Origin of the sequence: Sulfitobacter undariae (assembly GCF_014196805.1) — a bacterium.
In the GTDB taxonomy this organism is placed as follows: domain Bacteria; phylum Pseudomonadota; class Alphaproteobacteria; order Rhodobacterales; family Rhodobacteraceae; genus Sulfitobacter; species Sulfitobacter undariae.
The window spans coordinates 31,599-45,508 of sequence record NZ_JACIEI010000008.1 but is presented as its reverse complement, the minus strand read 5'-3'; the positions used below and the strand labels follow the sequence as shown (position 1 = coordinate 45,508).

At 56.0% G+C, this 13,910-nt stretch carries 14 protein-coding genes; 4 read left to right on the top strand and 10 right to left on the bottom strand.

Going from position 1 to position 13,910, the window contains the following annotated elements; translation table 11 throughout:
* Window positions 1–29 precede the first annotated feature (29 nt).
* Genes GGR95_RS12000 through GGR95_RS11970 form a run of 7 tightly spaced genes read right to left on the bottom strand, consistent with a single transcriptional unit; the run spans window position 30 to window position 6,062 of the window.
* Window positions 30–872, bottom strand: a complete 843-nt coding sequence (locus tag GGR95_RS12000; protein WP_184566140.1) for an ABC transporter permease — start codon at window positions 870–872, stop codon at window positions 30–32.
* Window positions 869–1,789 carry an ABC transporter permease gene (locus GGR95_RS11995; RefSeq protein ID WP_184566138.1) on the bottom strand — a complete coding sequence of 307 codons (921 nt, stop codon included), beginning with the start codon at window positions 1,787–1,789 and terminating at the stop codon, window positions 869–871. Before GGR95_RS11995 ends, GGR95_RS12000 begins: the two co-directional genes overlap by 4 nt.
* A complete protein-coding gene (locus tag GGR95_RS11990; RefSeq protein WP_184566136.1) occupies window positions 1,786–2,214 on the bottom strand; it encodes a GNAT family N-acetyltransferase in 429 nt (142 codons plus the stop codon). Before GGR95_RS11990 ends, GGR95_RS11995 begins: the two co-directional genes overlap by 4 nt.
* Entirely contained in the window at window positions 2,207–2,992 is a 786-nt protein-coding gene (locus GGR95_RS11985) for an ATP-binding cassette domain-containing protein (RefSeq protein WP_184566134.1), read from the bottom strand. Before GGR95_RS11985 ends, GGR95_RS11990 begins: the two co-directional genes overlap by 8 nt.
* Window positions 2,993–3,020: 28 nt before the next feature.
* Complete coding sequence (hydA, locus tag GGR95_RS11980) at window positions 3,021–4,481, bottom strand: dihydropyrimidinase (RefSeq protein WP_184566132.1); 1,461 nt, start codon at window positions 4,479–4,481, stop codon at window positions 3,021–3,023.
* A gap of 1 nt (window position 4,482) precedes the next feature.
* Window positions 4,483–4,815: a hypothetical protein gene (locus GGR95_RS11975; protein ID WP_184566130.1), complete on the bottom strand. Its 333-nt coding sequence runs from the start codon at window positions 4,813–4,815 to the stop codon at window positions 4,483–4,485.
* Window positions 4,812–6,062, bottom strand: coding sequence for a Zn-dependent hydrolase (locus tag GGR95_RS11970; protein WP_184566128.1), 1,251 nt, complete (start codon window positions 6,060–6,062; stop codon window positions 4,812–4,814). Before GGR95_RS11970 ends, GGR95_RS11975 begins: the two co-directional genes overlap by 4 nt.
* Window positions 6,063–6,230: 168 nt before the next feature.
* On the opposite strand from GGR95_RS11970, the gene GGR95_RS11965 reads away from it, so the two are divergent.
* Both GGR95_RS11965 and GGR95_RS11960 read left to right on the top strand, forming a co-directional pair.
* The gene (locus GGR95_RS11965) at window positions 6,231–6,854 is read left to right on the top strand and encodes a TetR family transcriptional regulator C-terminal domain-containing protein (protein ID WP_184566126.1); all 624 of its coding nucleotides are present in this window, start codon (window positions 6,231–6,233) and stop codon (window positions 6,852–6,854) included.
* Between the two features lie 89 nt (window positions 6,855–6,943).
* Window positions 6,944–7,267 (top strand): hypothetical protein, encoded by a 324-nt coding sequence (locus GGR95_RS11960; RefSeq protein WP_184566124.1) that lies wholly within the window; start codon window positions 6,944–6,946, stop codon window positions 7,265–7,267.
* A gap of 4 nt (window positions 7,268–7,271) precedes the next feature.
* Here GGR95_RS11960 and preA read toward each other — a convergent pair whose 3' ends face one another.
* From preA to GGR95_RS11945, 3 genes are all read right to left on the bottom strand, one after another.
* Window positions 7,272–8,576: an NAD-dependent dihydropyrimidine dehydrogenase subunit PreA gene (gene preA, locus GGR95_RS11955; protein ID WP_184566122.1), complete on the bottom strand. Its 1,305-nt coding sequence runs from the start codon at window positions 8,574–8,576 to the stop codon at window positions 7,272–7,274.
* A gap of 1 nt (window position 8,577) precedes the next feature.
* Entirely contained in the window at window positions 8,578–9,906 is a 1,329-nt protein-coding gene (locus tag GGR95_RS11950) for an NAD(P)-dependent oxidoreductase (RefSeq protein ID WP_184566120.1), read from the bottom strand.
* A gap of 125 nt (window positions 9,907–10,031) precedes the next feature.
* The gene (locus tag GGR95_RS11945; RefSeq protein WP_184566118.1) at window positions 10,032–10,679 is read right to left on the bottom strand and encodes an arylesterase; all 648 of its coding nucleotides are present in this window, start codon (window positions 10,677–10,679) and stop codon (window positions 10,032–10,034) included.
* Window positions 10,680–10,727: 48 nt separating this feature from the next.
* Here GGR95_RS11945 and GGR95_RS11940 point away from each other — a divergent pair, with 48 nt between their 5' ends.
* Complete coding sequence (locus tag GGR95_RS11940) at window positions 10,728–11,396, top strand: ABC transporter ATP-binding protein (RefSeq protein WP_184566115.1); 669 nt, start codon at window positions 10,728–10,730, stop codon at window positions 11,394–11,396.
* Window positions 11,393–13,909 carry an ABC transporter permease gene (locus tag GGR95_RS11935; protein ID WP_184566113.1) on the top strand — a complete coding sequence of 839 codons (2,517 nt, stop codon included), beginning with the start codon at window positions 11,393–11,395 and terminating at the stop codon, window positions 13,907–13,909. The genes GGR95_RS11940 and GGR95_RS11935 overlap by 4 nt, the downstream gene beginning before the upstream one ends.
* The last annotated feature ends 1 nt before the right edge of the window (window position 13,910 follow it).

The window sequence follows — 13,910 nt, the reverse complement described above, 5'->3', positions numbered from 1 at the left end:
TGAAATACGCCCCTTTGCGGGGTCATTGGTTATCTCTGTGACGGGTGCCAGAAGGTCACCCGTTTCTCCACCCATGTCATCGCACCATAAAATGCACTACCAGCCAATGCTGCTACAACAATCTCTGCCCAGACCATGTCCAACGCAAGCTGTCCAAAGCTGGTGGATATACGAAACCCCATTCCCACAGTCGGGGAGCCAAAAAATTCAGCAACAATTGCACCAATCAGTGCCAGCGTGGTGCCAATTTTAAGACCATTAAAGATGAAGGGTGCCGCACTCGGCAGGCGCAGTTTGAACAGGGTTGGCCAATATCCAGCAGCATAGGTGCGCATCAGATCGCGTTGCATCGCGTTGGTGTCCTTCAACCCTGCAACGGTGTTCACTAGGATTGGGAAGAACACCATCACAGCCACCACTGCCGCCTTGGATTCCCAATCACTGCCCAACCACTTTACCAGAATAGGGGCTGTCCCCACAATAGGCAGGGCGGCCATAAACCCACCAACGGGCAAAATGCCCCGCGTCAAAAACTCGGATCGGTCTGCCAATATCGCGACGGCGAATGCAGCGATGGCACCAATGATATAGCCGACCAGTGCGCCCTTAAGAACAGTCTGCTTAAAGTCCGCCCAAAGGATTGATCCCTCATCCGCCAAACGGGCCAAAACCGACGTCGGTGCTGGCAAAATCACAGGGTTCACTTCGAACCCTCGCACCATCAGTTCCCAGACGATGACAATCGTCAGTCCAAAGATAGCCGGCACAGCAATTTTGACCGCCGTTAACTCTGCGCTGGAGCCATTGGACAAGCGCAAATTCAACCACCAACCAGCTGCCCAAATTCCAAATGCAAGCAATACATACATCATGCCGCTGCCATCCCCATCCGTTTGAGGGTGATCCGCTCAATAGCGCTAAACAGCCCGACCAACGCCGCCGCCGTCAACGCAGCCGCAAAAAGCGCGGCCCACGATACCAAAGGCTGACCATATTGATCCCCCACCAGCATCCGCGCCCCAAAACCCGCACGCGCGCCCGTGGGCAACTCAGCCACGATAGTGCCTACAAGGGACGCGGAAATGCCGATTTTGAGCGACGCAAAAAGATAGGGTAACGACGCAGGCAACCGCAAAGACCAAAAGCCTTGTGTGTTCGACGCGTGATAAGTCCTGAGCAAATCCAACTGCATGCCAGACGGGCTACGCAATCCTTTCACCATCCCGACAACCACAGGGAAAAATGACAGATACGCCGCGATCAGTGATTTAGGGAACAACCCTTGAATACCCATAGAGCCCAAAACAACAATCACCATCGGTGCCAGTGCCAAAATAGGAATGGTCTGGCTCACAATCGCCCAGGGCATAACCGAACGGTCCATCACGCGGCTGTAAACAATCCCCACAGCCAGTAAAATTCCCAAGCCCGTGCCAATCACAAAACCCAATAGGGTCGGCGCCAAGGTCACCCAGCCATGATAGACTAGCGAGCGTTTAGAGGTGATTTTCTTGCCGAAGATTGTGTCATACATCTCGCCTGCCACTTGTTGTGGGCTGGGCAGGCGCGGGCGTTTGAAATTATAGGTCAGTGGTATAAGATCAGGATTTCGCATCGCCAGACCCAAACCGCTGAACTCTTGCCGTTCAGCAGGTGTTTCAGGCTGCACCACCAATCCATCACGCTGTCCCTGATCCGCCACCAGATGCATGTTCATCGGAATCACGGCCAACAGCCATATCCCGAGTATCGCCGCGACAACAGTTAAGACGGGCAAGATCGACCTCATGCGCGCCACTCCATCCGCAGCTCGGGGATGCCGTCGCTTCCCTCGCTGTTTCGCTCAATGATTTTAAACCCTTCACGGTGGTAAAATCGATGCGCCTCAACATTGGCCTCATGTGTCCAAAGCTGCACATAGGAACGGCCTACTTTTGCGGCGTCAATCAAAGCCTTCCCAGCACCAGAACCCGGATGCGCAGTATAAAGGCCGCCAATCAAATCACAGGATGGATCAAGCGACAGATACCCCACAACCGGATCGCCAATCACCCAGAATTCCCGCTTGGGAATGGCCTCAGAAATGATATTTCTCAGCTCGGCCACGTCAGGCCCGTCGGGCATCCATTCAGTCCCGTCTAGCCAGTTGCGTACAATCGCCGCGCAGGCGGGCGCGTCTGATACATCCGCAAATCTTGGCACGAACTCACTCATCCGAATGCCCCGCACGCAATCCCTCTCGTACGCGGTGCGCAATGGCCAAAAATTCGGGGCTTTCGCGGATTTCCAAAGGGCGCTCGCGGGGCAAGGTGCTTTCGATCACATCCGTTATACGCCCCGGCCGCGGGGACATCACAACAATCTTCGTGCTCAGATATACGGCTTCAGGGATAGAATGGGTCACAAAGGCAATCGTCTTTTGTGTCCGCTCCCACAGATGCAAAAGCTGTTCATTCAAGTGGTCGCGCACGATCTCGTCCAATGCGCCGAAGGGTTCGTCCATCAATAAAATATCCGCATCAAACGATAATGCCCGCGCGATGCTGGCCCGCTGCTGCATGCCGCCTGATAACTGCCAAGGGAATTTTCTCTCAAACCCTGATAACTCAACCAGCTCCAAAACCTTTGCCACACGCTCTGCATGCTCGGACTTCGGCACGCCCATGATCTCTAACGGCAGGCGGATGTTCCCGCCAATGGTGCGCCATGGATACAAACCCGCCGCCTGAAACACATAGCCATATGCCCGCGCCTTCCGCGCCTGTTCGGGGGTCACACCGTTCACGGTGATCTCGCCGCCCGTGGGCTGTTCTAAATCCGCCATCACGCGCAAAAACGTCGTTTTACCGCAGCCCGAAGGCCCGATGAAGCTTACGAAATCCCCCTGTTTGATGTCCAGATCAACGCCTTTCAAAGCGTGCACAGGGCCGTCGTTTGTCTGGAACGTCAGGTCCAGACCCTTTGCACGGATCACACTTTGCGCTTCACTCACAGGGATACTCCAGTTTGCAGCATCAACATCAAATCCCCGCCGGAATATTCAACGGATCGCGCTTGATCAACTTGGGCGCGTTCAACTCTTTCCACTTGCTCAACGCGATGTTCGCCGAGGCAAAGGCAGGACGCGGGATAAACCGCCCACGGCCCGGGTTAGGTTGGCTGTTTTGCCCCCACGCCCAAATTACGTCACCACGGTTCAGGGTATAGCGGCTCTGCGCTTTGACCTCAAAACCCTCAAACACGTTATAGTCGAGAACCGAGTGATGGTTGGCAGGCGAGATCGTCTTGCTGATCTTGGGGTCCCAGACAACAATATCTGCATCCGCCCCTTCTACAATTGCCCCTTTGCGCGGGTAAATGTTGAGGATTTTCGCAGCATTGGTGCTGGTTGCCGCAACAAATTCGCTCATCGTCAAACGGCCCGTTTCCACGCCTTCAGTCCACAGAACCGCCAGACGTTCTTCCAGCCCGTTAGACCCGTTGGGAATGATCCGGAAATCATCTTTGCCTGCCCGTTTTTGCTCGGTGCTAAACGCTGCGTGGTCCGTGGCTACCACTTGCAAGCTACCCGCCTGCAATCCTGCCCACAGGCTGTCTTGATGATCCTTACTGCGGAACGGCGGCGACATAACACGCCGCGCTGCGTGATCCCAATCTTTGTTAAAATACTCGCTCTCGTCCAATGTCAAAAACTGGATCAGAGGCTCTCCATAAACCCGCATGCCTTTTTGGCGCGCACGGCGGATCGCCTCATGGGTCTGTTCACACGACACATGCACGATGTACAAAGGCACCCCCGCCGCATCGGCAATGGTGATAGCACGGTTCGCCGCTTCGCCTTCAAATTCAGGTGGGCGGGAATAGGCGTGACCTTCCGGACCTGTGATCCCTTCGTCAAAGTACTTTTGCTGCATCTCGGCAACCAGATTGCCGTTCTCCGCATGCACCATCGGCAGCGCACCCAACTCGGCACAGCGCTTGAAAGACGCGAACATTTCATCGTCCTCGATCATCAATGCGCCTTTATAGGCCATGAAGTGCTTGAACGAGTTCACGCCCATGTCCACGGCATCTTTCATCTCGTTAAAGACGTTTTCATCCCAGCCCGTAATCGCCATGTGATACCCTACATCGCTACAAATTTGGGGGGCGGATTTACGGTGCCATTCATTGATCGCGTTCTTGATGCTGCCATCTTCACCGGGCAGGCAGAAATCAACAATCATCGTGGTCCCGCCACAGGCCGCAGCCCATGTGCCACTCTCAAACGTCTCAGCGGCAGTGGTGCCCATAAACGGCATTTCTAAATGCGTATGCGGATCAATCCCGCCGGGGATCACATAAGCCCCCTCCGCATCAATATACTCGTCGCCCTTCAAGTCTTCGCCGATCTGTTTGATGATCTCGCCTTCAATCAGAACGTCGGCTTTCCAAGTGCGGTCTGCGGTAACGATTGTACCGCCTTTGATTACTTTGGTCATTTTATTCACCCTCACCCGCATCGGCGTCTTTTAGTGTGTCATTGAGGTTTGTCGGCTCGTCACCATCACGATCAATTACTATGTTGGATCGTACAATTTTCCCTTCTGGCTCCATTCGGATCGAAGCATCGGGATACAGCAGCAAGAATTTCGCAGCCTCCTCAGCTGTAAGAAATGCGATTTCTTGCTGGATAGTATTTAGTGGTACGTTTTCAGAATTTCGCTGTCGGTCCGCTGGGAATATTCGGTATCTAGGTGCTGACCCATCCCGATAGCTAAAGCGACGTGCCGTCTTAATTTCTATTCCATCTGCATCTTTTTGATAAATTCTCACCCCACAATCTCCGCCGTCTCCACAACCGCATGCAGCAGCACATCCGCGCCTGCCATCGCCCATTCCTTGGTGATCTCTTCCGCCTCATTATGGCTCAGCCCGTCCACACAAGGGCACATCACCATCGCCGTAGGCGTCAGGCGATTCATCCAGCAGGCATCATGCCCTGCCCCTGAAATCAGGTCCATGTGGGAATAGCCCAGCCGTTCCGCCGCGTTGCGCAGCGCAGTGACACAGCCCTCATCAAAGGCAACGGGATCAAATCCGCCCATCTTTTCAAAGGCAACTTCCAGCCCCATGTCATCGGCGATTTTCTGGCCCTCAACACGCAGCCGCGCTTCCATATCCTCGATAACGCTCAGTTCGGGAGAGCGGAAATCGACGGTAAAGATCACTTCACCGGGGATCACATTACGCGAGTTCGGGTAAACTTCGATATGTCCCGCAGCACCCACTGCGTGGGGCGCGTGGCTCCATGCGATTTCCTCTACCTTCTCCAATATCCGCGCCATCCCAAGGCCCGCATTACGGCGCATCGGCATCGGTGTAGAGCCTGTATGCGCGTCTTTGCCCTTTACGGTCACTTGGGTCCAGCTCAGGCCCTGTCCATGGGTGACGACACCGATGTCTTTGCCTTCAGCTTCCAAAATTGGGCCTTGTTCAATGTGCAGCTCAAAGAAGGCGTGCATTTTACGCGCACCCACTTCTTCTTCGCCACGCCAACCAATGCGCTTCAATTCATCGCCAAAGGTTTTGCCCTCGGCGTCTACACGCGCATACGCCCAGTCCTGAGTGTGTATCCCCGCCATCACACCTGAGGACAGCATCGGCGGGGCATAACGTGCGCCCTCTTCGTTCGTGAAATTGGTCAAGACAATCGGGTGTTTCGTCTTGATCCCCAGATCATTCATAGAGCGCAGAACTTCCAAGCCGCCCAGCACACCCAAGACACCGTCGTATTTACCGCCCGTGGGCTGCGTATCCAAGTGGCTGCCCATGTAAACAGGCAGTGCATCGGGGTCCGTGCCTTCGCGCCGCGCAAACATATTGCCCATCTGGTCCAGACCCATGGTGCACCCCGCCGCCTCACACCAGCTTTGGAACAAGGCACGCCCCTCGGCGTCTTCATCGGTCAATGTCTGGCGATTATTCCCACCCGCGATTCCCGGCCCGATCTTGGCCATGTCCATCAAACTGTCCCATAGGCGATCAGGGTTAACTTTGAGGTTTTCTCCGGGGGCTGGCATCGGCTCGCTCCTATTCGCTATTATCCTAGTGCTTGAAAATGGCTAAATTTTTACCATTTGGTAAAGCAACGATTGCGCCTCACTTCATTCCTGTCAAGAACTGCTTTATAAACAAAATTATACCGCAGCCTGTTTTGCCTGTTTTTCCAGCACCTAGCGGAGCCCTTAGTGTCAGACCCAACTCCAAAGAAGCCAAGCCGCATCCAGATGCGCAACCGTCGCCTGATTCTTGATTCCGCGCTGGACGTGTTTTCGCGTGATGGCTACGGCGGTGCCACGCTGGACGCAATTGCCAATGGCGCGGGCCTGAGCAAGCCGAATTTACTCTATTACTTCGACGGGAAGAACGAAATTTATGTGACCCTTCTCAGTCAGTTACTTGAAACATGGCTTGATCCACTGATCGAATTGAACCCCGATGGCGACCCCGTAGAAGAGCTGCTGGGGTACGTCCGGTTAAAGCTGGATATGGCGCTAGAGTTACCAGCCGAAAGCCGCCTGTTTGCGGGGGAAATGCTGCAAGGTGCACCGCGCATGGCGGAACACCTCAAAGATGAATTGAAACCGCTGTTTGACCAAAAATGCAAAGCGATTCAGGATTGGATTGATGCAGGTCGACTCGCACCGATTGACCCCGCACATCTGATTTTTTCCATCTGGTCCACGACACAGCATTACGCAGACTTTGGCGTTCAGGTAGCCTTTTTGCTCGATAATGCAGACCCGGCAAAGGGCGCACAACAGCATTTGGAACAGATGTTTCGAAAGCTATTGCAGCCCATTCAACAATAAGTCGCGCTCCGTCTCCTTTAGCTCTTTGTTAACTTATTAGAGGCTATTTTCAGATTGGGTGGCGGGTCTATATTGTTGAAGGGCCAATTATGACGTTTTCAATACCCGTCAATTTGATGAGCCTGAGTGCGTTGCCGCCCCAGCCATCAATAGAAGCGACCAAATCTGACACCCTAGAAGAAATTCGAACCACGCGCAGCAGCGCGCCCCGTGTTTCGGCTGTAGTACCCACGCAAAATGCCGCGCTTGAAATAGCGCAAGAGGCGCGGCGCGATCCCAAGACCTCTAACGGGGTGCCAAACGACACAAACCATCCCGCTGAACTGGACCGCTACGCGCCGCCCAATCCCCTACCAACAGCGCCCATTCTACAGGCAGCAGCCGCATATGCCGCCGCCCGCAGAGAGGTGTGACGTCTCATTCAGCCGCAGTGGCCGCAGGGTTGTTAGGGTGCATTGTCCAATTAGCATAATCCTTCTCGACAACCTTGCCAGTCCGCGGGTCGGTACTGCCTGCATCCATCGGCACCATAGTAATGCAATCTTCAATCGGGCAAACCTCAACGCAGAGGTTACATGCCACACACTCCTCTTCGATCACCGAAAAGGTACGATCGTCCGACATGGCAATGGCCTGATGTGATGTATCCTCACATGCAGCAAAGCAGCGTCCGCAACTGATGCAATCATCCTGATTTATAGATGCCTTGGCCACATAATTCAGGTTCAGATATTGCCAATCAGTTGTGTTGGGTACGGCTGCCCCCATGAAGTCCTGAATAGACGTATGACCCTTTTCGTCCATCCATTCGGACAGACCCGAAATCATCTCTTGCACCACCTTAAAGCCATAGGTCATGGCAGCTGTGCAAACCTGCACGTTGCCACAGCCCAGCGTAATAAACTCAGCCGCATCACGCCAAGTGGTCACGCCCCCGATGCCACTGATCGGCAATCCTGCCGTGGCAGGCGCACGCGCGATCTCTGATACCATGCTCAGCGCAATCGGCTTAACTGCTGGCCCGCAATAGCCACCATGGCTGCCCTTACCGTCAATACTCGGCTCGGGACTCATCGTGTCAAGGTTGACTGAAATGACCGAATTGATCGTATTGATCAAACTCACTGCATCCGCACCGCCACGTCGTGCGGCCGCTGCAGGCAGGCGGACATCCGTGATATTCGGCGTAAGCTTCACAATCACAGGCTTGGAATAATACTGCTTGCACCAGCGCGTCACCATTTCGATGTACTCGGGCACCTGCCCCACCGCTGCGCCCATGCCCCGTTCAGACATGCCATGCGGGCAGCCAAAGTTCAGCTCAATGCCATCCGCACCCGTTGCCTCAACCAGCGGTAGAATATCTTTCCACGCTTGTTCCTCGCACGGGACCATGATGGACACGATCAGCGCACGGTCGGGATAGTCTGCTTTTACACGGGTGATTTCATCCAGATTGGTTTGCAAATCACGATCCGTGATCAGCTCAATGTTATTGAGCCCCAACACGCGGCGATCCGCCCCGTGGATCACCCCATAACGCGGCCCGTTGACATTAACCACAGGCGGGCCTTCCATGCCCAAGGTCTTCCAGACCACACCGCCCCACCCTGCCTCATAGGCGCGGCGGACGTTGTACTCTTTGTCTGTTGGCGGCGCAGAGGCCAGCCAGAAAGGATTGGGGGATTTAATGCCAAGGAAATCGGTTGTTAGATCAGCCATGTTACACGCTCCCGCTCAAAATCAAATGAATATCCATGGCCGCATCACGGCCTTCGGCAACTGCGGTCACGGTCAGGTCATCGCCGCCAGAGGCGCAATCGCCGCCGGCCCAGATGCCTTGCACAGATGTGCGACCATTTGCGTCCACCACAATCTTGCCGCGTTCAATTGTGGGCAAACCATCGCCCTCCAAGGTCTGGCCAATCGCCTTAAACACTTGATCCGCAGGCAGACGCAGCGTCTGGCCAGAAGGCGTCATATCCTCGCCCACATAATCAAACTCGATCTCGCGTACAGCGCCGTTGCCATGCACCGCTTTGGGGCTGGCATGTGTCACAATCCGCACGCCTTTGGAGGCCGCCAAATCCTGTTCAAACGGGCTGGCGTTCATCCGGTCACGCCCACGGCGATACACCAGCGTGACATTCAGCGCGCCCAGTAATTTGGCCTGCACAGCAGCGTCAACTGCGGTCATCCCGCCGCCAATTACAACCACATCCCGCCCGATTGGCACCTGCGCAACATCGCTTGCCTGACGCAATTCTGCGATGAAATCCACCGCATCCAAAACACCGTCTTTATCTTCGCCCTCAACACCCAGCGCGTTCACACCCCCAAGACCCATACCAAGGAAAACCGCATCAAATTCAGCCTTGAGGGTTTCAAGCGTCAGGTCTGGCCCCAAGGCGCGACCTGTTTCAATGGTGATGCCGCCGATTTTCAACAGCCAATCCACCTCGCCCTGCGCAAAGCCGTCAGGGGTTTTGTAAGTCGCGATACCGTATTCATTCAAACCGCCCGCTTTGGCGCGTGTGTCATAGACCACCACATCATGACCCAGCATCGCCAGACGGTGCGCTGCCGACAGGCCCGCGGGCCCTGCGCCGACAACAGCAACGCGTTTGCCCGTCGCCTCTGCACGCACAAAGGGGTGGATGCCCTGCGCCTGTAAATGATCCGTGGCATACCGTTGCAACTGGCCGATCAAAACGGGCTTGCCCTCTGCCAATTCGCGCACGCAAGCTTGCTCGCAGAGCTGTTCGGTTGGGCAAACGCGGGCGCACATGCCGCCCATGATATTCTGGCTCAGGATCGTTTTGGCCGCAGCATCGGGTGTGCCCGTGGCGATCTGGCGGATGAACAGCGGGATGTCGATATCCGTAGGGCAGGCCGTGATGCAGGGCGCATCATGACAAAAGTAACAGCGATCCGCCGCAACCATCGCCTCATGCCCGCCGAGTGCGGGATGCAAGTCTGAAAAATTTTCCTCATAAGCCTGCGGCTCCAGCCGCGCTGCCTTGATTCCCGGGTCGAAAGTAGTGTCTGGCATCTGCTGGACCTCCGCCTAAATCATCTGATCCTTCGACGCTTGCATAGGTCAATTTTTTTATCAACTGGTAAAATTTAGCGCAACCCGAAAGAAAATGATCTCCGCTCAATAATTAGGCGGCGGTACTAATCGCCCAATTTCACCGCATCAATCAGGTCTAAAACGCGTGGGCCGACACCTTCTACAATCCGTGTTACGCCCTTGGCATTTGGATGAATCCCGTCTGCCTGAAGCCAGTCGCGCAGCGCAACAGGATCAATCTGCGCGCCTTCCTCAACAAGCCCCACAAAAAAACTCTCAAGATATAGCGCACCGTAAGCCTCTGCCAATTCTGGATAAATCTTATCGAACTCCGCCTTGTATTCAGCACCGAAATTCCCCGGCGCTTGCATCCCGATCAGCAGCACGTCGACATCGGCAGCTTGCGCCGCCTTCAAAATACCTTCGATGTTATTGCGCGCTTGTGTTGGGTCCAGACCGCGCAGCAGATCGTTACCTCCCAGCGTCACAATCATCGCATCGACTTCTGGCTCCAGCGTCCAGCCCACCCGCGCCAGCCCGCCTGCGGTTGTATCACCGGATACGCCTGCATTGATTAACCGCGCCTCGGCACCCTGCCCGTCCAGCCAATTTTGCAACTGGGGCACAAATCCATCTGCTTGTGGCAGCCCGTATCCTTGCGTCAGGCTGTCACCAAGGGCAGCAATCACCACCTCATCCGCCTGTGCCATACCAGCGCACATCATAAGAATTCCCATCAAAGCCTTGCGCATCACAACTTTCTCTCCATATCCCAAAGGGACGCCACCGGAAGGGCCCCCATGAGTAATCCAATCTTCTCTCTTAAAGATGCAGCCTTGCGCCTGAATGGCAATGCTGGACCTGTCGAAATTCTGCATGACATCACATTAGAGGTTATGGCAGGGGAAAGCATCGGATTGATTGGCCCCTCCGGCTCGGGGAAGTCCTCGCTGCTGATGATCATGGGCGGGCTTGAGCAAGCGACAGGCGGCAGTGTGCACGCCATGGGCCAAGACCTGACCGCCATGAACGAAGACGCATTGGCGCGGTTCCGGCGGGATCGCATGGGGATCGTGTTTCAATCTTTCCATCTGATCCCGACCATGACCGCGCTGGAAAATGTCGCAACCCCCTTAGAATTGGCAGGTCATGAAGACGCGTTTACACGTGCTGAAAAGGCGCTAGAGGCTGTCGGACTTGGCGCACGTGCCAGCCATTATCCCGCCCAAATGTCAGGCGGAGAACAACAGCGCGTGGCCCTCGCCCGCGCCACAGCACCCCGCCCCGCAATTTTGCTGGCCGATGAACCCACAGGGAATTTGGACAGCACCAATGGCGAGGCCATCATGAACCTGCTGTTTGATCTGCGTGATCAACACGGATCAACATTGGTGCTGGTCACCCACTCGGATGCGCTGGCGGCGCGGTGTAGCCGCGTGATCACCCTACGTGATGGGCGCGTCGCATGAGCCTGCGCCTTGCGGTTAAATTTGCCCGCCGCGAATTGCGCGGTGGATTGCGCGGATTTCGCTTGTTTCTGGCCTGCCTCGCGCTTGGCGTTGCGGCCATCGCAGCTGTCGGGTCTGTACGTTCAGGGATTGAAGCAGGTCTTGCGCGTGAAGGCGCGGCATTGCTGGGCGGCGACGCCGAGTTGGACCTGACCTACCGTTTCGCCAGCGCCGAGGAACGCGCATGGATGGAAGACCAAGCCACAGCCGTGTCCGAAATCGCAGAATTCCGCTCCATGGCCGCGACAGACCAAGACCGTGCATTGACGCAGGTAAAAGCCGTTGATGCGGCTTATCCGTTGATGGGAAATGTCCAGTTAGAGCCTGATATCGCCCTATCCGAAGCCCTCAAAGCCCAAGACGGTATTCCCGGTGCCGCCATGGAACGCGCCCTTATTGACCGCCTTGGCCTGAGCTTGGGTGACGGTTTCACCCTCGGCACGCAGCGTTTCATCCTGAACGCTATGATCACCCGCGAACCTGACAGTGCTGCTGCGGGGTTTGCGCTGGGGCCGCGTACTTTGGTGACACTCGACAGCCTTGGCGCATCTGGTCTGCTGTCACCGGGGACATTGTTCAACAGTAAATATCGCATGCTGCTACCCGAAAATGCGGCCATTAACGCGGTGGAAACCGAGGCAAAAGACCTGTTCACCGACAGCGGGTTGCGCTGGCGCGATGCGCGAAACGGTGCGCCCGGTGTGTCGCGGTTTGTAGAGCGGCTCAGCGCCTTTTTGATCCTTGTCGGTCTGTCTGGATTGGCTGTGGGTGGCGTTGGCGTATCTGCCGCTGTGCGCAGCTATCTGGCGCGCAAAACCGAAGTCATCGCAACCTTGCGGGCCTTAGGCGCGGACCGCGCTACGATCTTTAAAACATATTTCATCCAAATCGGCATCTTGTCGCTGCTCGGCGTCGCCATCGGCGTGACACTGGGCGCGCTGGTGCCTGTTTTGCTTGCCCCTGTGCTGGAAGCCCGTTTGCCAATCCCATCCGCCTTTGGGGTTTTCCCCGCCCCCTTGATCGAGGCGGCGCTTTACGGCTTGCTAACAGCCTTCATCTTCACCCTCTGGCCGCTGGCACGTACCGACCGCGTACGCGCCGCGACCTTGTTCCGCGACGCATGGGACGGGGCAAGCCGTCTGCCTGCCTGGCCATTTTTGTTCGCCACAGCAAGCGCGACTGCGCTACTTGTTGCTTTGGCAGGCTGGTTCAACGGCAGTTGGTGGCTGACCTTCTCAACGCTAGGCGGCATTGCAGGTGCTTTGGCGCTGCTCGCATTTGCCGCCTTCCTGATCCGCATTTGCGCCCGCGCGCTTAGCCACCGTTTGCGCGGCTATCCCCGTTGGCGTTGGGCAATGGCAGCAATTGGCGGCACGGGTGAAGGGGCCAGCGCGGTTGTTTTGTCGCTGGGGCTTGGCCTGTCTGTATTGGCCTCGGTCGGTCAAATTGACGGTAATCTGCGCCAAGCCATTGCAGGCAACCTACCCGCCATCGCGCCTAGTTATTTCTTTGTCGACATCCAAAAAGACCAGATGGCAGGCTATACTGAACGGTTAGAGAACGACCCCGCTGTGCGCCGCATCGACAGCGCACCCATGCTACGCGGCGTGGTGACACAAATCAACGGAAGACCCGCCAAAGACGTGGCAGGCGACCATTGGGTTGTGTCGGGCGATCGCGGTGTGACTTATGCCGCACAACCTGACGCAGATACGATAATTACGGAAGGTGCATGGTGGGATGCCGATTACACTGGACCGCCGCTGATCAGCTTTGCTGCCGAAGAAGCCGCCGAGATCGGCCTCAGCCTAGGCGATACCGTCACCCTCAACGTGCTGGGCCGCGACATCACAGGTACAATTAGCAGCTTTCAAGAGGTTGATTTTTCAACAGCGGGAATCGGGTTTATCCTGACGATGAACCCCAGCGCCCTACAAGGCGCACCGCACACATTCATCTCAACCGTTTATGCCGAACCCGAAGCGGAGGCCGCCATTTTGCGTGATCTGGCAACTGCCTATCCAAACATCACAGCAATCCGCGTCAAAGATGCAATTGACCGCGTTGCAGCCGTGCTTACCAGCCTTGCTGCGGCCACCTCTTATGGCGCAGCAGCGACACTGGTGACTGGGTTTTTGGTGCTGATCGGCGCGGCAGCTGCAGGGGCAGATGCGCGTACCTATGAGGCTGCGATGCTCAAAACCCTTGGCGCTTCTAGGCGCATGATCGCAGCCAGCTTTATCTTGCGGGCCGCATTGCTGGGGCTTGCCGCAGGAACTGTCGCGCTATTGGCCGGTGTCTTGGGCGGCTGGGCTGTCAGTACCTTTGTGATGGAAACCGAATATAGCATCATATGGCACTCTGCCTTGCTGATTATCTTTGGCGGCATTGCGGCTACGGTTCTTGCGGGTTTGGGTTTTGCCCGCCGTGCCCTTCAGGCCCGTCCTGCCCGTGTGTTACGTGCGCGGGAATAAG

What these genes read in the sequence shown, in the direction of transcription:
- GGR95_RS11950 (WP_184566120.1), bottom strand. Translation starts at nt 9,906, where the DNA reads ATGCCAGACACTACTTTCGACCCGGGAATCAAGGCAGCGCGGCTGGAG.
- GGR95_RS12000 (WP_184566140.1), bottom strand. Translation starts at nt 872, where the DNA reads ATGATGTATGTATTGCTTGCATTTGGAATTTGGGCAGCTGGTTGGTGG.
- GGR95_RS11940 (WP_184566115.1), top strand. Translation starts at nt 10,728, where the DNA reads ATGAGTAATCCAATCTTCTCTCTTAAAGATGCAGCCTTGCGCCTGAAT.
- GGR95_RS11935 (WP_184566113.1), top strand. Translation starts at nt 11,393, where the DNA reads ATGAGCCTGCGCCTTGCGGTTAAATTTGCCCGCCGCGAATTGCGCGGT.
- GGR95_RS11995 (WP_184566138.1), bottom strand. Translation starts at nt 1,789, where the DNA reads ATGAGGTCGATCTTGCCCGTCTTAACTGTTGTCGCGGCGATACTCGGG.
- GGR95_RS11945 (WP_184566118.1), bottom strand. Translation starts at nt 10,679, where the DNA reads ATGCGCAAGGCTTTGATGGGAATTCTTATGATGTGCGCTGGTATGGCA.
- GGR95_RS11970 (WP_184566128.1), bottom strand. Translation starts at nt 6,062, where the DNA reads ATGCCAGCCCCCGGAGAAAACCTCAAAGTTAACCCTGATCGCCTATGG.
- hydA (WP_184566132.1), bottom strand. Translation starts at nt 4,481, where the DNA reads ATGACCAAAGTAATCAAAGGCGGTACAATCGTTACCGCAGACCGCACT.
- GGR95_RS11990 (WP_184566136.1), bottom strand. Translation starts at nt 2,214, where the DNA reads ATGAGTGAGTTCGTGCCAAGATTTGCGGATGTATCAGACGCGCCCGCC.
- preA (WP_184566122.1), bottom strand. Translation starts at nt 8,576, where the DNA reads ATGGCTGATCTAACAACCGATTTCCTTGGCATTAAATCCCCCAATCCT.
- GGR95_RS11960 (WP_184566124.1), top strand. Translation starts at nt 6,944, where the DNA reads ATGACGTTTTCAATACCCGTCAATTTGATGAGCCTGAGTGCGTTGCCG.